Origin of the sequence: Mesorhizobium sp. LNHC221B00 (genome assembly GCF_000502935.1) — a bacterium.
In the GTDB taxonomy this organism is placed as follows: domain Bacteria; phylum Pseudomonadota; class Alphaproteobacteria; order Rhizobiales; family Rhizobiaceae; genus Mesorhizobium; species Mesorhizobium opportunistum.
Map to the genome: position 1 here is coordinate 131277 of NZ_AYWR01000013.1, position 16801 is coordinate 148077.

Genomic DNA, 16801 nt, shown 5'->3' on the forward strand with positions numbered 1-16801 from the left:
CCTAACGCGCCGCTCGCGCGCGGCGGCTGACGTAATCTTCCACCATTTTCAGGTCGGATGGAAGTACCGTGTATTTTTCCTCTGCCGTCATCAACCCGCCTAGCCATGCAGGCAGGGCGGGGTGGATACCGCTGGCGGCTTCGACCGCGGCTGGAAACTTTGCCGGATGAGCCGTGCCCAGCACCACCATCGGCACGGTACCGGCGGGCCTGCCTGCGGCGACGTGGACCGCTGCCGCCGTATGCGGATCGAGCAGGTAATTGCTGGCCGCAAGCGTTGAGCGGATGGTGGCAGCGACTTGGTCCATATCGGCACGGCCGGCGTCGAATTCGGTCCGCATCCCAGTGATTTCCTGGGTTTCTATGCTGAAAGCACCCGACTGCTTGAGCCCCGCCATGTAACGCCGCACGGTCGAGGCATTGCGGCCGGAGGCCTCGAACAGCAGGCGCTCGAAATTCGACGACACCTGGATGTCCATCGACGGCGAGGTGGTCGCGAAGACGCCCTTTGTGCGGTATTCGCCGGTCTCGAAGGTGCGCGCCAATATGTCGTTGTCGTTGGTGGCGATGACCAGCCTTTCGATCGGCAGGCCCATCTTCTTGGCCGCGTAGCCGGCGAAGATATCGCCGAAATTGCCGGTCGGCACGGTGAAGGATACGGGCCTGTCCGGTGCGCCGAGCGACAAGGCCGACGAGAAATAATAGACGATCTGGGCCATGATGCGGGCCCAGTTGATCGAGTTGACCCCCGAAAGTGCCACCCGGTCGCGAAAGCCGTGATCGTTGAACATGTCCTTGAGCAGGCCCTGGCAATCGTCGAAATTGCCTTCGATCGCCAGCGCGTGAACGTTCTGCGCGGTCGATGTCGTCATCTGCCGCTGCTGCACGGGCGAGACGCGGCCATGCGGGAAGAGGATGAAGATGTCGGTGCGGCTGCGCCCGGCAAAGGCGTCGATGGCCGCCCCGCCGGTATCGCCCGACGTGGCGCCGACGTTGGTGGCATGCTGGTCGCGCTCGGCGAGCACATGGTCCATCAGCCGGGCGAGCAACTGCATCGCCACGTCCTTGAAAGCCAGCGTCGGGCCATGGAAAAGTTCGAGGACGAAGGTGTTGGGAGTGATCTGCACCAGCGGGCAGACGGCTTCGTGGCGGAAGGTGGCATAGGCTTCACGCACTAGGCGCTCGAAGACCGGCGCCGGGATTTCGCCGCCAAGGAAGGGCGACAGCACGCGGATCGCAAGGTCGGGATAGGCAAGGCCGCGCATGGCGCGGATCTCGGACGGCGAAAACTGCGGCCACTCGCGCGGCACATAGAGCCCGCCATCACGCGCCAGGCCCGCCAGCACGGCGTCGGAAAATCCAAGCGCGGGCGCTTCCCCACGGGTACTCACATATTGCATGTCACAGATCCGTTTGCCGTGTGGCTTTCCGTTCACCACAAGGTGGTTAATTTCTGCGCTGGCTCAGTCGCATTTTTGCCGCGCCGTTGATATACGTCACCAGCTTTGCGAGAGGGAAGTGGGAGTTTCATGGCGTTTCATACATTTAGCGGTCGCTTTGTGGCGGGTCTGGCGCTTACCGGCTTTATGCTCGCCGCCGCCGGTTGCCAATCGGGCGACAATGGCATCCTTAACCTCGGTTTCGGCAAGAAGGACCCGACCGCGCCGCCACCGCCGCAGGATCCCAAGATTCTGGCCAGCCAGTTGAACGCCTATTGCCCGAGAGTGACGGTGCGCGACGGCACCGCCTTCTTCAACACCTATGCCAACGAAGCTCGGAAGCCCAAGCCCAAGCTCAAGAAGACCGGCGACGCCGAGGCCGACGCTGCCGCCCAGGCTGCGGCCGACGCCGCCGCGGCCACGCCGCCGGACGATTCGGCGAGGATCATCTATCAGGCGTCGATCGCCGACGTGACCCGCGATTGCAGCCGTGCCGACGGGCAGCTGACGATGAAGATCGCGGTCGCCGGCAAGATCGTGCCGGGGCCGAAGTTCTCGCCCGGAACCATCACCATGCCGATCCGCACCGCGGTGATGCACGGCACCGACGTGCTCTATTCGCAGATTCACCAGTATCAGGTCCAGGTCACCGATCCTTCGGTCGCCACACAGTTCGTGTTCACCGATTCCAATGTCGTCGTGCCGGCTCCGACGGCGCCGGACTATCAGGCCTACGCCGGTTATGACGAAACCGCGCCCAAGACGACGACGGACAAGCCGAAGAAGACCCACAGGAAGCGGGCGGCCGCGACAAACTGAGCGGCCTCAGAGCATTTCACCGTTTCACGGAAACGGCGAACCGCTCCATCTCTTTGTTTTTACACAATTCCCAAGGGAAAGCGCTACGCGCTTTTCCCGGGAAAACCGTGTCACACTTTTCCTGGAATTGCTCAAGGCCCGCGTGCATCGGGCTGGACGCTTGTCAGGCGTCCGCCGACCACTCCGACAGTGCGGCGATCACGCTTTTCAGTTCAGCCCAGCGGCGGATCACCGTCTCGGCGCCGGCTTCCGTCAGCGCATCGGCATGGCCGGGGTAGCTGTGGCTGGCGCCGGTGAAGCCGATCACGCGCATGCCGGCGGCCCTGGCGCCATGGACGCCGTGCACGGAATCCTCGATGACGAAAGTATTCGCCGGGTTGGCGTTGAGTTTCTCCGCCGCCAACAGGAAAACGTCCGGAGCCGGCTTCGTTTTGCCGGTGGGCGTTTCCAGCGCCGAGAAGATGCGGCCGGCGAAAAACGGCAGCAGGTGCACCTTCTCCAGCATGAATTCTATCCGCTCCGAGCGTGAATTGGAGCAGATGCAGCGTTGCGTCGTGACCGATGCAACCGCCTCGCGCACGCCTTCGAGGGCACGCACGTCGCTGCGCAGCTTCCGGTCGACCAGTTCTTCGGCGCGATCGATCAGCGACACCTGGAACGGGATTTTGGACTTCTCCTCGATCCGCATCAAAATGTCCTTGAAGGTCAGGCCGGCATAGGTCTCGGCGATTTCCTCGGCCGAGACCTCGTATCCGGCCAGGGTTATCAGTTCGGCCTCGACCCGCGCGGCGATGATTTCGGAATCGACGAGCACGCCGTCGCAATCGAAGATGACAAGATCTGGCTGGGGCATGACGATCCGGGACAAGGAGGATGGAGGGATGGCCGCTACGGGCTCAGGCGGCGCGGCATACACCAATGGCACCGCCTTCGCAAACCCGGCAGGTCGTTGCGCCGGCCTTCACCGAATATTTACGCTGATCGGTAACCATAACAGACGGTAAAAACAGTAACGCGTGCCTGGGGTGTAAAAATGTCTGCAGTGCGTCTTCTCGACGAGCTTTCCCTTGCTCCCCAGCAATCCGAATGGCTGGACACGATCCTCAAGGGCGACTGCGTCGCGGCCCTCGACCGCCTGCCTGAGAAGTCGATCGACGTCATCTTCGCCGATCCGCCTTACAATCTGCAGCTCGACGGCGACCTGCACCGCCCCGACCAGTCCAAGGTCGACGCGGTCGACGACGACTGGGACCAGTTCGAAAGCTTCGAGGCCTACGACGCCTTCACCCGCGCCTGGCTGCTGGCGGCGCGCCGCGTGCTGAAGCCGAATGGCACGATCTGGGTCATCGGCTCCTATCACAACATCTTCCGGGTCGGCGCCAAGATGCAGGACCTGGGCTTCTGGATCCTCAACGACGTCGTCTGGCGCAAGACCAATCCGATGCCGAATTTTCGTGGGCGCCGCTTCCAGAACGCGCATGAGACCATGATCTGGGCCTCGCGCGACCAGAAGGGCAAGGGCTATACGTTCAATTACGAGGCGCTCAAGGCGTCGAATGACGACATCCAGATGCGTTCCGACTGGCTGTTCCCGATCTGCACCGGCGGCGAGCGGCTGAAGAACGACAATGGCGACAAATTGCATCCGACGCAGAAGCCGGAGGCGCTGCTGGCCCGCATCATGATGGCCTCGACCAAGCCGGGCGACATCGTGCTCGACCCCTTCTTCGGCTCCGGCACGACCGGTGCCGTGGCCAAGCGTCTTGGCCGCCACTTCGTCGGCATCGAGCGCGAGCAGGCCTATATCGATGCCGCCAACGAGCGCATTGACGCCGTGCGGCCGCTGGAAGATGCCGACCTGACAGTGCTGACCGGCAAGCGCGCCGAGCCCCGCGTCGCCTTCGTCAGCTTGATCGACACCGGGCTGATGGTTCCGGGTGCGACGCTCTACGACGCCAAGAAGCGCTGGGCGGCCAAGGTGCGCGCCGACGGCACGGTGGCGATCGGCGACAGTGCCGGCTCGATCCACAAGATCGGCGCCGAAGTGCAGGGACTGGACGCCTGCAACGGCTGGACCTTCTGGCATTATGAACGCAGCGGCGGCTTGACCCCGATCGACGAACTTCGCCGCATCGCCCGCCTCGGCATGGAACGGGCAGGGGGCTGAACCCCTGCCACCGGCGCAATTCCTCGTAGATTCAAAATCTCAGCGGATTGCCGGAAGCGATTCAGATCACGCCTTGATTCCGAAGCGCTCAAGGTCTGCTTGAAGCGTCCTGGCGTCGGTGAACAGCACCGATTGCCAGCCTGCCGCCCTGGCGCCATCGACATTCTTCTGGCTGTCGTCGATGAACAGCGTCTCCGATGGCTCGAGGCCGAACGCGGCCACGTGATGGTCGTAGATGTCGCGGTCCGGCTTGATCTTGCCGATCTCGCCGGAGATGGTGACGCCGCGCGGCCGCTCGAGGAAATCGAAGCGTTTGCGGGCCTCGGCAAGCGTGTCGGCGGCGAAGTTGGTCAGCATGGTCACATCGTGGCCGCTCTCGATCAGCCCGAGCATGATGGCGACGCTGTCGTCATAGGCGTGCGGCACCATCTCGTGCCAGTGGCGGCGGAAGCCGCGGATGTTTTCCGCGTGCTCGGGATGATCCGCGATCAGCAGCGCCTCGGCCTCTTCCCAGCTCCGGCCGCGGTCCTGCTCGAGGTTCCAGTCATGCGTGCAGATATTGTCGAAGAACCACTTTCTCTCTTCGGTATCGGGAATGAGGCGGCTGAACGGGATATTTGGGTCGTAGTGGATCAGCACCTTGCCGATGTCGAAAACGATGTGGCGGATTTCAGTCATGGAGCCTCTTTCAATGCGGGCGTGGCTTTTTCGTCGCGCCGGGTATCGCCGCTTCGATTGCCTTTTTCATGACAGTGGGCAGCGCCTCCCCGGAAATTTCATGGGCCAGCGACCAGAAATGCCCCGCTGGCGCGGCGCTGTCCACCTCGGCACGAAAGACGTCGAGTTCGAGCGCGAAATGGGTGAAGACATGCGCGATCTGGCCGGCACGCCGCCAGTTGGCGGGGAAAGGCGCCGCCGCCTCGGTGGTTGCGCCGTCGATCCGCGCGGTCCATGCGGTCGTCGGCACCTCGGTCATGCCGCCGAGCAGGCCCTTGTCCGGCCGCTTGCGCAAAAGAATGGCGCCGTCACCGCGCACGGCCACGAAAGCCGCGCCGCGCCGCTGCGGCTTGTCTGCCTTCGGCAGGCGCACCGGGAAATGCTCGGGGTCACCTGAAACGACGGCGCTGCAGTCTTCGCGCAGCGGACACAGCATGCAGCGTGGCCGGCGCAGGGTGCAGATCGTGGCGCCGAGATCCATCATCGCCTGGGCGAAGTCGCCTGGCCTTGTCGCCGGCACCATGCGTTCGACATGGACCCGGATTTCGCCCTTGGCTTCGCTCAGCGGCGTCGGGATCGAAAACAGCCGGGAGATGACGCGTTCGACATTGCCGTCGACAACGGCGGCGGGGCGATCGAAGGCGATCGCCGTGATGGCCGCCGAAGTATAGGCGCCGATGCCGGGCAGGTCTCGCAGGGCAACCTCCGTGTCGGGAAATTGGCCGCCACGCGCCGCCACCAGATCGGCGCAGGTCTTGAGATTGCGGGCGCGGGAATAGTAGCCGAGCCCCGCCCAGGCCTTCATCACGTCCTCGGTCGGCGCCGCGGCCAGCGCCTCGACATCGGGCCATTTCTCGACAAAGGCGCGGAAATAGGATTTCACCGCCTCGACCGTGGTCTGCTGCAGCATGACTTCGGACAGCCAGATGCGGTAAGGGTCGGGCCGCGCGCCGCGTGCATGTTCGCGCGGGGTCACGCGCCATGGCAATTCGCGGTGGTGCACGTCGTACCAGGCGAGCAGGCGCGACGCGGTATCGTCCGAGATGGTCTTGCCGGTCTGAACCTCGCGAGTCTGGGTCTCGCCAATCTGGGGCTTGCGAGCCTGGGCCTTGCGGGTCTGGTCTGCTGGTGCCATTGATCTCTATGGGCCTGGCCGGTATCTGCTGGGATGATGGCTGGAGAAGGTACATGGCAGGGAGAACGCCCTACGGCAATCCCGTCCCGGTGAGCGATCTTGCGACCAAAATCCTCGATCCGGTGCTGCGCAAGCGGGCGGGCATCTCGATTGGCCTCGTCCAGTCCTGGGAAGAGATCGCGGGCCCGCGCCTCGCCAGCCGCTCGCGGCCTGAAAAGATCCAGTGGCCGCGCCGCCTGCATGAGGACGATCCTTTCGAGCCGGCGGTGCTGGTCATCGCCTGCGAAGGCATGGCCGCGCTTCATCTGCAGCACGAGACCGGCGAGATCATCAACAGGGTGAATGCCTTCCTCGGCTTCAACGCCATTGGCCGCATCAGGATCGTGCAAAAGCCGGTGACAACGGATAAAGGACGGCCCAAGCCGACCTTCAGGCCGTTGACGGCGGCGGAGAAGACGAAATTGTCCGGCACAGTCGAATTGATCGAGGATGAAGGGCTGCGCGCCTCTCTGGAAAGGCTGGGTGCGACGATTCTTGGTGAAAAAAAGTCGAAAACCCCTTGAAGACAGTCATGGATTTGTCGTCAACATCTCGCATTCGTGATCGCCCTTGTCAGGTTTCGCGATTGGATTGGGGACGGAGATGCCTTAATTCGCGCCAACTCTCGCCTTTTCGTGCCTTTGCATTGCAAAATTCAACCCTTGTCAGGTGATTCGTATGAACCGTCCCTCGTTCGGCAAAAGTCTGTCTCGCAGAAACGTCCTGTCTTCGCTGGCCGCCATTCCCGCGGTCGCCCTGCTCGCCGGCTGCAGTGACTCCGGCGAACAGGCCAAGGCTGCGAATGTGAAGCCTGCTGACCCGGCCACTCCCGCAAAGCCGGCCACGCCGGCGGCGGCCCAGGTGCCGGAAGCGCAGGGAACCGTCGACATGGCGGAACTGCTGAAGCCGGGCGCACTGCCCGACAAGCAGCTCGGCAAGGACGACGCCAAGGTCACCATCGTCGAATACGCCTCGATGACCTGCCCGCATTGCGCGCATTTCGCCGAGACCACCTTCCCGGAACTGAAGACGAAGTACATCGACACCGGCAAGGCTCGCTACATCCTGCGCGAATTTCCGTTCGATCCGAGCGCGGAAGCCGGTTTCATGCTGGCGCGCTGCTCCAAGGATAACTATTTCCCGATGGTCGATGTGCTGTTCAGGCAGCAGGCGAACTGGGTTGGCGTCCAGAACACCAAGGATGCGCTGCTGCAAATCTCGAAGCTTGCCGGTTTTACACAGGAGTCCTTCGAGGCCTGCTTGACGGACCAGAAACTTCTGGACGATGTGAGATCGGTCCAGAAGCGTGGCGCCAATGAATTCAAGGTCGACTCGACACCGACCTTCTTCATCAACGGTAAGACCTACAAAGGGGCGATGTCGATTGAGGAAATATCGGCCATCATCGACCCTCTGCTCTGACATCGGCTCAGCGCTGAAGCGGCAGCGTTCCGGCGCTGCCCGCTCTAGCGTTTTGACGCGGTTTCTTGCCGCAAAACCGCGGAACAATTTCGCGGAACCCGCCTTTGAGGCGCGTGAATGAAGTTTTCGCGCCTCCGCCTTCTTGGTTTCAAGTCGTTCGTCGAGCCCGGCGAGTTCGTCATCGAACGCGGCCTGACGGGCATTGTCGGGCCGAACGGCTGCGGCAAGTCGAACCTTGTCGAGGCGCTGCGCTGGGTGATGGGCGAAAGCTCCTACAAGAACATGCGCGCGTCCGGCATGGACGACGTGATCTTTTCCGGTTCGGGCACCCGGCCCGCGCGCAACACCGCCGAGGTCACGCTTTTCCTCGACAACAGCGACCGTTCCGCGCCCGCCGCCTTCAACGATGCCGACGAATTGCAGGTATCGCGCCGCATCGAGCGCGAGGCCGGTTCGCTCTACCGCATCAACGGCAAGGAGGCGCGCGCCAAGGACGTGCAGCTTCTGTTCGCCGACCAGTCGACCGGCGCGCGCTCGCCGTCGATGGTCGGCCAAGGCCGCATCGGCGAACTGATCCAGGCCAAGCCGCAGGCGCGTCGCGCGCTGCTCGAAGAGGCGGCCGGCATTTCCGGCCTGCACACCCGCCGCCACGAAGCCGAACTGCGGCTGAAGGCGGCCGAACAGAACCTTGAGCGCCTGGACGATGTCGTCGGCGAGCTCGAAAGCCAGATCGAAAGCCTGAAGCGCCAGGCGCGCCAGGCATCCCGTTTCAAGAATCTGTCGGCCGATATCCGCAAGGCCGAGGCGACATTGCTGCACCTGCGCTGGACGCTGGCCAAGACGCAGGAAGGCGAGGCGCGCTCGGCGCTGGCTGTCGCCACCGCACTGGTCGGCGACCGCGCCGCCGCGCAGATGAACGCGGCCAAGGAGCAGGGCATCGCCGCCCATCGCTTGCCCGACCTGCGCGACGCTGAAGCCGCCGCCGCCGCCGCATTCCAGCGCCTGTCGATCGCCAGGTCGCAGATCGAGGAGGAGGCGGGCCGCATCCGCGCCCGCCAGGCCGAACTCGAGCGGCGTTTGCAGCAGCTCGACGGTGACATCGCCCGCGAGGAGCGGATGGTGCGCGACAATGCCGATGTTCTCGAGCGCCTGCGCACCGAGGAAGCCACGCTGAATTCCGAGAACGCCGGCGCCGCCGAGCGCGAGGCCACCACCCGCGCGGCATTCGAGCAGGCTGCATCGATGCTTGCCGCCAGCGAAGCCAAATTGGCCACGCTGACTGCCGAACGGGCGGAGGCCGCCGCCTCGCGCCACCAGATCGAACGGACTTTGCGCGAGACCGCCGAGCGCCGCGACCGCTTTGCCCGCCAGCTCGCCGAAGTCGACCGCGAATTGTCGGACATCCTCTCCAAGGTGGCCGGCCTGCCGGATCCGGCCGAAAAGCGCGTGCTGGTCGAACAGGCCATGGCGCTGCTGGAGGAGGCCGAAGCCGCCGTGGCGCAAGCCGAGCAGTCGGTCATCGATACCCGCGCCGCGGAAAGCACTGCCCGCCCGCCGCTTCAGGACGCCAGGGCCGAACTGGCGCGGATCGAGACCGAAGCGCGCACGCTGGCCAAGATCCTGAACGCCGCCAGCGGCGATCTTTTCCCTTCCGTGCTGGAACAGATCAGCGTCGAACGCGGCTTCGAGACGGCGCTGGGCGCCGCCCTTGGCGAAGACCTCGACGTCCCGCTCGACCGCAGCGCGCCGGTGCACTGGGGTGAAAGCGCGATCCAGCCCGGCGACGCTCCCCTGCCCGAAGGCATCAAGAGCCTTGCCAGCGTGGTTCGCGCTCCGGCGCAGCTTGCCCGCCGTCTGGCGCAGATCGGCATTGTCGAAGCCGCGGACGGCCGCCGGCTGCAGGCGCTGCTCGCGCCCGGCCAGAGGCTGGTCAGCCGCGAGGGCGCGCTCTGGCGCTGGGACGGACTTGCCGCCAGCGCCGATGCGCCGACCGCCGCGGCGCAACGCCTGGCGCAGAAGAACCGGCTTGCGGAGGTCGATGCCGAGGCGGGGGCGGCGACNAGAAGAACCGGCTTGCGGAGCTCGATGCCGAGGCGGTGCAGGCGACACTCGTCCTGCGTCACGCCGAGGAGAATTTGGCTGAGGCCGAACAGGCGCTTCGCCTGGCCAGTGAGGCCGAGCGCAACACGCGCCAGGCCGGACGCGACGCCCAGCATCGCCTGGATGCCGCCCGCAACGCGCTGGCCGAGGCCGAGAAGGCCGGTGGCGAATTGTCGAGCCGGCGCGCCGCACTCGACGAGGCACGCGCGCGCATCGTCGACAGCCATGAGGAAACCTCGGCTGCCTTCGTCGAGGCCGAGATGCTGCTGCAGGATGCGCCTGATCTCGGCGACCTGCAATTGCAGCTAGAACAGTCCTCGGCCAATGTCGCCCGCGACCGCGCCACCCTTGCCGACGCCCGCGCCGTCCATGAGGGGTTGCGGCGCGAAGCAGAGGCGCGTGCACGCCGGCTCGATGCCATCGGCGCCGAACGCAGCAATTGGCTAGTGCGCGCCGAAAACGCCTCGACGCAGATCGCATCTCTCAGCGAGCGCAAGGCCGAGGCCGAGGCGGAGCGCGAGCGGCTGGCCGACGCCCCTGACGAAATCGATGCCAAACGGCGCGCGCTGCTGTCGCAGCTCACCGAGGCCGAAACCTTGCGCAAGGCCGCCGCCGACCGCCTGCAGGAAGCGGAAAACAGGCAGGCCGAATTGGACAAGGCGGCCACCGGGGCCATCCAGTCGCTGGCCGAGGCCCGCGAGACCCGCGTCCGCGCCGAAGAACGGCTGACCGCGGCCGACGAGCGCCGGCTGGAGGTCGAGGCGCGCATTCAGGAAACGCTGAACGCGCCGCCGCATCTGGTGATCCGCCATACCGGCCTGGAAGCCGACGATCCGATGCCTGAAATGGGCGAGATCGAACGCCAGCTCGATCGGCTGAAGATCGAACGCGAACGGCTCGGCGCCGTCAATTTGCGCGCCGAGGAAGAGCAGAAGGAGCTGTCCGACCGGCTGGAGGCAATCGTCTCCGAGCGCGAGGACATCATCGAGGCGATCCGCAAGCTCAGGCAAGCGATCCAGAGCCTCAACCGCGAAGGCCGCGAGCGGCTGCTGGCCGCTTTCGATGTCGTCAACAGCCATTTCCAGCGGCTGTTCTCGCATCTGTTCGGTGGCGGCACGGCAGAATTGCAGCTGATCGAATCCGAGGATCCGCTCGAGGCGGGGCTCGAAATCCTGGCCCGCCCGCCCGGCAAGAAGCCGCAGACCATGACGCTTTTGTCGGGCGGCGAGCAGGCGCTGACGGCGATGTCGCTGATCTTCGCCGTGTTCCTGACTAACCCGGCGCCGATCTGCGTGCTCGACGAAGTCGACGCTCCGCTCGACGATCACAATGTCGAACGCTTCTGCAATCTCATGGACGAGATGGCCAAGACCACCGAGACGCGCTTCGTCATCATCACGCACAACCCGATCACCATGGCGCGCATGGACCGGCTGTTCGGCGTGACCATGGCCGAGCAGGGCGTCAGCCAGCTGGTGTCGGTCGATCTGCAGGCCGCCGAGGCGATGCGCGAGGCGAGCTGACGCGACCGGGCCAATAGCGCGCTCCGGACAGCTCGCACAACAGGCTGGATTGGCGGTCAGCCCTTGCGGTGCAGCACCCAGTTTGCACACATCGCGACCAGAGACCGCCGGTCATGCCGATGCAATCGGCAACCCAGTCGAACATGTCGAGATCGCGGTCTATCAGCGTCCCTTGAAGAACTTCAATCGCAGCTCCGACCAGCGCCAGGAAGATGATCAGTCCGACTTTGCGCTGCGGCCAGCCGAGACTTCCAAGCACAGCCAGAGGGCACATCACGAGCATACTGTTGCGCTCGTAGCGGACCGAACGGACCCTAATGCCCTTCCCGAGAGATGGGTGACAGTTCATTCCGGATAGATGGGTTACACTTTCGGCCCTTTGCAAGGAGAGCAAGGTGCCTTGGAAGGAGTGTAACGTCATGGAAGAGCGGCTGAAGTTCGTCGCCCGGTTGCTGGACGGCGAGAAGATGGCGGTGCTTTGCCGGGAGTTCGATATCTCGCGCAAGACCGGCTACAAGATCCTCACGCGCTACAATGACAGCGGCCTTGAAGGGCTGACGGATCGATCGCGCCGGCCCTATCGCCACGCCAATCAGCTTCCGTTTCAAATCGAGAAGCTGATTGTGCGCCTGAAGCAAGATAAGCCGACATGGGGGGCGCCGAAGATACGCGAGCGGCTGGCCCGGCTGTATCCCGATGTGCACCGGCCCGCGATCTCGACAGTGCATGCGGTGCTCGACCGGCACGGCATGGTCGAGCACCGCAAGCGAAGGCGCAACAGGGCGACGGGGACACCGCTTTCAAACGGCTATCGACCCAACGATCTTTGGTGTGCCGACTACAAGGGCGAGTTCATGCTCGCCGACCGACGTTATTGCTATCCCCTGACCATCACCGACTTCGCCAGCCGCTATCTCATCGCCTGCGAGGCGCTGTCGACCACCAAGGAAGCCTTTGCCTTCACCGTGTTCGAAAGCGTTTTCAAAGAGTTCGGCCTGCCCAGCGCGATCAGGACCGACAATGGCGTTCCCTTCGCCAGCCCCAACGCGCTGTTCAACCTCAGCAAGCTGTCGGTCTGGTGGCTGCGCCTGGGCATCGACATCGAGCGCATCAAGCCGGGCTGCCCGCAGCAGAACGGGCGCCATGAACGCATGCACCTCACCCTGAAGAGGGAAGCCACCAAACCGGCAGGCGCCAATTTCCTTCAGCAGCAGGCCAGGTTCGATGACTTCATCGACGAGTTCAACTCAGAACGCCCGCATCAGGCACTCGGCATGGACCGTCCGGCAGAGCGCTACACGCCCTCAACGCGCCCCTACACCGGCCTGCCGGACCTCGACTATCCGTTTCACGACAAGGCTGTCACCGTCACCACCTGCGGCCGCATCTGCTACAATCGCAAGAAGATCAATCTCAGTCTCGTCTTCGCCGGCCAGACCGTCGGCATCAAACAGGTCGAGGACCATATCTGGCTGGCTACCTTCATGGACTATGATTTGGGATATTTCGACGATGAGACATGCAGGCTCGAACCACTCCAAAACCCTTTCGGGCCAAAAGTGTTACCCATGTCTGGAGTGCGCCCCTCGGGCCGGACAGGTTGAACAAGCAGAATTGACTTGGAAGCCGGGCTTTCGAAGGATNATATTTCGACGATGAGACATGCAGGCTCGAACCACTCCAAAACCCTTTCGGGCCAAAAGTGTTACCCATGTCTCCGGTATAAACCGTAACCTATGTGTCCGGAACGGACCTGGAAATGTTGGCTCCCCGGGCCGGATTCGAACCAGCGACCAACCGGTTAACAGCCGGTTGCTCTACCACTGAGCTACCGGGGAACAGAGGCTCTTCAGCAAGTGGCGCAGCCTATAGCAAACCCTTTTCCGCTTTGCAAAGAAGCATTTCGTATTTTTCCGAGACTTTTTCGCTCAGGCGTTTCTCGCAATCGGCGGCGGCCGCCCTCATATTAGCCGTCTTGGCGATCGGCGTGGAACCGAAATGGTGGTCGCGGCTTTCGTAAACAGGTATTGTCGAGGCACAGACGGGACAGCCATTCGCGATGACGGCAGCAGACGAAAACCGGATACCGGCACGAAAGATCTCGGTGTTCGGGCGCGAGTTCACCATGCCGCAGTCGCGCGGGCTCAGAATCGCGATCGGCGTGCTTCTGACGATTGGCGGCATTCTCGGCTTCCTGCCGATTCTCGGCTTCTGGATGGTGCCGCTCGGATTGCTGGTGCTCTCCTATGAATTTGCCATGGTGCGCCGCCACCGTCGCCGCTTCGTCATCTGGTGGGAGCGGCGGCGACGGCCGGATTGAGCGGCCGGGCGCCAGCTGTGTCCTCGATCGCCCTGTCCGTTATGCCCCTGTTCGGGTTTCGGATTTTCGTGGATCCGGTTTGCTTTCCGCGCTTCTTTCCAGGTCCTCGCGGATTTCCTTGAGAACAGCGGCGGCCGAGGCGAGGCGCGCGCGATCACGCGGCGAAAGCCGGCTGGTGCCTTCTATCGAAATGCACTCGATGGCGTAACGCAGCAACTCCTCGCACGCTGATCGCGACAAGCCGTCCCAGGCGCTCGTTCCATTGTTCCGGATTGCCGGCCGCATAGCGCAGTCCTCCTCGTTCCTCAACGGCGGCAGGGGCGTGGAGTTTCTCGCAATCTGCTGGTATACCTAACGCGTTGCTAATGTGCGTCGCGACCACGGTGGCCGCGATGCTCGACACGGAGAGGCAAATTCATGCAGAGGAAACCGCGCGGAATGCGTGGTGGCCGCTTGACGCCATTTTCGCCGCAACCTATTGGAACCGGGTGGAACGCCGGGAGCAATGAGGCCTCGTGGCGGAGTGGTTACGCAGAGGACTGCAAATCCTTGCACCCCGGTTCGATTCCGGGCGAGGCCTCCAATGCCCCAGGCTCCCGCGCGCCAGCGCCGGGGCCTGAAGTTCCAATCGTAATGAACCGCGGTTTGGCGCGGCAAGCGGATTGGTTGGGACATGAACGCTGATTTTTCCGAACTCCGCGTCAAGATGGTCGACGGTCAGGTTCGCACCACCGACGTGACCAGCGCGCCGCTGCTTGACGCGATGCTTTCGGTCCCACGCGAGGATTTTGTCGGCGCTGCCCAGCGTGAGCTTGCCTATATCGACGAAGACATCCGTATCGCCACCGGTGCTGGCGGCGCACGCTACCTGATGGAAGCCTCGCCGCTGGCCAAGCTGATGCAGCTGGCCGAAATCAGCGCGGCCGATTCGGCGCTGGATGTCGGCTGCGGCACCGGCTATGCCTCGGCCCTCCTGTCCCGGCTGGCGAAGTCCGTGGTGGCGCTCGAAAGCGACCCGGCGCTGGCCGAAACCGCCAGGTCGACGCTTTCCTCGCTGGGCTGCGGCAATGTGACCGTGGTCCAAGGGCCGCTGGCGCAGGGCCATGCGGCCAAGGCACCCTACAACGTCATCTTCATCGGCGGCAGCATCGAGAAAGTGCCGGAATCGCTGCTCGATCAGCTCGCCGAAGGTGGACGCCTGGTCGCCGTCGAAGGGCAGGGCAATTCCGGCGTGGCGCGACTTTTTTTCAAGGCTGGGGGGGTTGTAACCGGGAGAAGGGCATTTAATGCGGCAATTAAGCCACTACCCGGATTCGAACGTGAGCATGCTTTTGAATTCTGAATGATTTGGCCTTGCAGCAGAGGCCTTGTCATGGTCGCTTGCATTTGAACAATCGTTGCAAATCCCAAACTGGGGGCACTTTGGGCTGAGCGACGGGGAACATGAAACACGCCACGCCGGTTGCTCCAGGGAGAAACCGGCGCGGCGCGGTTCCCATGGAAAACGAATGAGGGATATACCGTGCCGTCTGTATCCAAGATCCTTTTTGCCGCTGTCCTTGCCTCCGCGACAGCGCTTTCTTCGCTGACCGCCTCGGCGGAAACCATCTCCGGCGCGCTCGCCAAGGCCTATCAGTACAACTCCACGCTGAATGCATCCCGCGCCGGCGTGCGCGTCACCGACGAAGGCGTGGCCATCGCCAAGTCGGGCTGGCGCCCGACGGTTACGGGCTCGGCCAACATCGATTATACGAACACGCGCCGGGCAAATGGTGGCGGCAACTCGAAGCTGACGTCCGGCAGCTACGGCATTCAGATCAACCAGTCGCTGTTCGACGGCTTCCAGACCAGGAACAACGTGGCCGCGGCCGAATCCCAGGTCAAGGCGTCGGTCGAAAGCCTGCGCAACACCGAGGAGAACACCCTGTTCAGCGCGGCCACGGCCTATATGGACGTGATTCGCGATCGGCAGATCGCGGTGCTGACCGAACAGAACCTGCAGTTCCTGACCGAGCAGGCGCGTGCCGCGCGCTCGCGTTTCGAGGTTGGCGAGGGCACCCGCACCGACGTTGCGCAGGCCGACGCGTCGCGCGCCTCGGCGGTGGCCTCGCTCAGCGCCGCCCGCGCGCAGGCGTTGGCCAGTGCCGCGACCTATCACCAGGTGGTCGGCGACGAGCCGGGCAAGTTGAAGCCGGCTTCGCCATTGGGCAGGCTAATGCCGTCGAGCCTCGACGCGGCGATTGCCATCGGATCAAATGAACATCCAGCCATTCTCGCCACCCAGCATCTCGTCGACGCTGCCGCGTTCTCGGTGAAATCGTCCGAGGGCGCGCTATTGCCGCAGCTGTCGGCTTCGGCCGGCATTTCGCAAGATTACCGCAAATCCATTCCCGACGTTACCGGCTCCAACGGCAATTCGACCTCGGCCAATATCGGCGCGACGCTGACCATTCCGATCTATTCGGGAGGCCGGACCTCCGCACTCGTGCGGCAGAGCAAGGAATCGCTCGGCCAAGCCCGTATCCAGGTCGATGTCAGCCGCGACCAGGTGCGTCAGGCCGTCGCCACGGCATGGTCGCAATACACCGCCGCCCAGCAGAGCGTCTCGGCCAACAAGCAGGTGATCGACGCCGCGCAACTGGCGCTGAACGGCGTCATCGAAGAGCGCAATGTCGGTCAGCGGACGACACTCGACGTGCTGAACGCGCAGGCCGCGGTCATCACCGCCAAGATCAACCAGGCCAATTCCGAGCATGATGTGGTGGTGGCGAGCTATGCCATCCTGTCGGCCATGGGGCGCCTGTCGATCGACCGGCTCGCCTTGCAGGTGGCGAAGTACAAGCCCGAGGAGCACTACAACGCCGTCAAGGACAAGTGGATCGGCCTGCGCACCCCGGACGGCCGCTAGAGCATTTCACCGTTTCACGGAAACGGCGAACCGCTCTATCTCTTTGTTTTTACGCAATTCCCAAAGGGAAAGCGCTGTGCGCTTTTCCCGGGAAAACCGTGTCGCACTTGTCCCGGAATGGCTCTAGGCTCCGCCGGGTCGCATTACGACCCTCTTGGTCGAGCGGGATTCGAAAAACTGTCCCGCTTTTTCGGCGCCGCGCTCTATCTCCCT

At 63.7% G+C, this 16801-nt stretch carries 13 protein-coding genes, 2 tRNA genes and 1 pseudogene; 10 read left to right on the forward strand and 6 right to left on the reverse strand.

Annotated elements, in window-relative coordinates; translation table 11 throughout:
• Position 1 precedes the first annotated feature (1 nt).
• Positions 2 to 1399, reverse strand: a complete 1398-nt coding sequence (thrC, locus tag X741_RS148775; protein ID WP_023778703.1) for a threonine synthase — start codon at positions 1397 to 1399, stop codon at positions 2 to 4.
• A gap of 129 nt (positions 1400 to 1528) precedes the next feature.
• Here thrC and X741_RS148770 point away from each other — a divergent pair, with 129 nt between their 5' ends.
• Positions 1529 to 2257: a hypothetical protein gene (locus tag X741_RS148770; protein ID WP_023778704.1), complete on the forward strand. Its 729-nt coding sequence runs from the start codon at positions 1529 to 1531 to the stop codon at positions 2255 to 2257.
• Between the two features lie 163 nt (positions 2258 to 2420).
• On the opposite strand, the gene X741_RS148765 is transcribed toward X741_RS148770, so the two are convergent.
• A complete protein-coding gene (locus X741_RS148765) occupies positions 2421 to 3110 on the reverse strand; it encodes an HAD family phosphatase (RefSeq protein WP_023778705.1) in 690 nt (229 codons plus the stop codon).
• Positions 3111 to 3290: 180 nt separating this feature from the next.
• On the opposite strand from X741_RS148765, the gene X741_RS148760 reads away from it, so the two are divergent.
• Positions 3291 to 4424 (forward strand): site-specific DNA-methyltransferase, encoded by a 1134-nt coding sequence (locus X741_RS148760; RefSeq protein ID WP_023764471.1) that lies wholly within the window; start codon positions 3291 to 3293, stop codon positions 4422 to 4424.
• 66 nt (positions 4425 to 4490) lie between these two features.
• On the opposite strand, the gene X741_RS148755 is transcribed toward X741_RS148760, so the two are convergent.
• A complete protein-coding gene (locus tag X741_RS148755; RefSeq protein WP_023764470.1) occupies positions 4491 to 5102 on the reverse strand; it encodes an HAD family phosphatase in 612 nt (203 codons plus the stop codon).
• A 10-nt stretch (positions 5103 to 5112) separates the two neighbouring features.
• Complete coding sequence (gene mutY, locus X741_RS148750) at positions 5113 to 6276, reverse strand: A/G-specific adenine glycosylase (protein ID WP_023778706.1); 1164 nt, start codon at positions 6274 to 6276, stop codon at positions 5113 to 5115.
• Between the two features lie 53 nt (positions 6277 to 6329).
• Here mutY and X741_RS148745 point away from each other — a divergent pair, with 53 nt between their 5' ends.
• The 4 genes and pseudogenes from X741_RS148745 (at position 6330) to X741_RS148735 (ending at position 12964) form a co-directional block, all read left to right on the forward strand.
• Entirely contained in the window at positions 6330 to 6839 is a 510-nt protein-coding gene (locus X741_RS148745; RefSeq protein WP_023764468.1) for a DUF721 domain-containing protein, read from the forward strand.
• Positions 6840 to 6993: 154 nt separating this feature from the next.
• A complete protein-coding gene (locus X741_RS148740; protein WP_023764467.1) occupies positions 6994 to 7737 on the forward strand; it encodes a DsbA family protein in 744 nt (247 codons plus the stop codon).
• A gap of 117 nt (positions 7738 to 7854) precedes the next feature.
• Positions 7855 to 11360: pseudogene (smc, locus tag X741_RS01000000166890) on the forward strand (chromosome segregation protein SMC).
• A 419-nt stretch (positions 11361 to 11779) separates the two neighbouring features.
• Positions 11780 to 12964: an IS481 family transposase gene (locus X741_RS148735; protein ID WP_031250205.1), complete on the forward strand. Its 1185-nt coding sequence runs from the start codon at positions 11780 to 11782 to the stop codon at positions 12962 to 12964.
• Between the two features lie 159 nt (positions 12965 to 13123).
• Here X741_RS148735 and X741_RS148730 read toward each other — a convergent pair.
• Positions 13124 to 13198, reverse strand: a tRNA-Asn gene (locus X741_RS148730).
• 221 nt (positions 13199 to 13419) lie between these two features.
• Between X741_RS148730 and X741_RS0135260 the strand changes: the two genes are divergently transcribed.
• Complete coding sequence (locus X741_RS0135260; protein WP_031250206.1) at positions 13420 to 13680, forward strand: hypothetical protein; 261 nt, start codon at positions 13420 to 13422, stop codon at positions 13678 to 13680.
• A gap of 39 nt (positions 13681 to 13719) precedes the next feature.
• On the opposite strand, the gene X741_RS1000000169895 is transcribed toward X741_RS0135260, so the two are convergent.
• A complete protein-coding gene (locus tag X741_RS1000000169895) occupies positions 13720 to 13965 on the reverse strand; it encodes a hypothetical protein (RefSeq protein ID WP_031250207.1) in 246 nt (81 codons plus the stop codon).
• A 224-nt stretch (positions 13966 to 14189) separates the two neighbouring features.
• Between X741_RS1000000169895 and X741_RS148725 the strand changes: the two genes are divergently transcribed.
• From X741_RS148725 to X741_RS148715, 3 genes are all read left to right on the forward strand, one after another.
• Positions 14190 to 14263: transfer RNA gene (locus X741_RS148725), tRNA-Cys, on the forward strand.
• 90 nt (positions 14264 to 14353) lie between these two features.
• Complete coding sequence (locus tag X741_RS148720; RefSeq protein ID WP_023778708.1) at positions 14354 to 15022, forward strand: protein-L-isoaspartate O-methyltransferase; 669 nt, start codon at positions 14354 to 14356, stop codon at positions 15020 to 15022.
• Positions 15023 to 15202: 180 nt separating this feature from the next.
• On the forward strand, positions 15203 to 16588 hold the full coding sequence (locus tag X741_RS148715) for a TolC family outer membrane protein (protein ID WP_023778709.1): 1386 nt from the start codon (positions 15203 to 15205) through the stop codon (positions 16586 to 16588).
• Positions 16589 to 16801: the final 213 nt, after the last annotated feature.

What these genes read in the sequence shown, in the direction of transcription:
- X741_RS148760 (WP_023764471.1), top strand. Translation starts at nt 3,291, where the DNA reads ATGTCTGCAGTGCGTCTTCTCGACGAGCTTTCCCTTGCTCCCCAGCAA.
- X741_RS1000000169895 (WP_031250207.1), bottom strand. Translation starts at nt 13,965, where the DNA reads ATGCGGCCGGCAATCCGGAACAATGGAACGAGCGCCTGGGACGGCTTG.
- mutY (WP_023778706.1), bottom strand. Translation starts at nt 6,276, where the DNA reads ATGGCACCAGCAGACCAGACCCGCAAGGCCCAGGCTCGCAAGCCCCAG.
- thrC (WP_023778703.1), bottom strand. Translation starts at nt 1,399, where the DNA reads ATGCAATATGTGAGTACCCGTGGGGAAGCGCCCGCGCTTGGATTTTCC.
- X741_RS148745 (WP_023764468.1), top strand. Translation starts at nt 6,330, where the DNA reads ATGGCAGGGAGAACGCCCTACGGCAATCCCGTCCCGGTGAGCGATCTT.
- X741_RS148765 (WP_023778705.1), bottom strand. Translation starts at nt 3,110, where the DNA reads ATGCCCCAGCCAGATCTTGTCATCTTCGATTGCGACGGCGTGCTCGTC.
- X741_RS148740 (WP_023764467.1), top strand. Translation starts at nt 6,994, where the DNA reads ATGAACCGTCCCTCGTTCGGCAAAAGTCTGTCTCGCAGAAACGTCCTG.
- X741_RS0135260 (WP_031250206.1), top strand. Translation starts at nt 13,420, where the DNA reads ATGACGGCAGCAGACGAAAACCGGATACCGGCACGAAAGATCTCGGTG.
- X741_RS148720 (WP_023778708.1), top strand. Translation starts at nt 14,354, where the DNA reads ATGAACGCTGATTTTTCCGAACTCCGCGTCAAGATGGTCGACGGTCAG.
- X741_RS148770 (WP_023778704.1), top strand. Translation starts at nt 1,529, where the DNA reads ATGGCGTTTCATACATTTAGCGGTCGCTTTGTGGCGGGTCTGGCGCTT.
- X741_RS148735 (WP_031250205.1), top strand. Translation starts at nt 11,780, where the DNA reads ATGGAAGAGCGGCTGAAGTTCGTCGCCCGGTTGCTGGACGGCGAGAAG.
- X741_RS148755 (WP_023764470.1), bottom strand. Translation starts at nt 5,102, where the DNA reads ATGACTGAAATCCGCCACATCGTTTTCGACATCGGCAAGGTGCTGATC.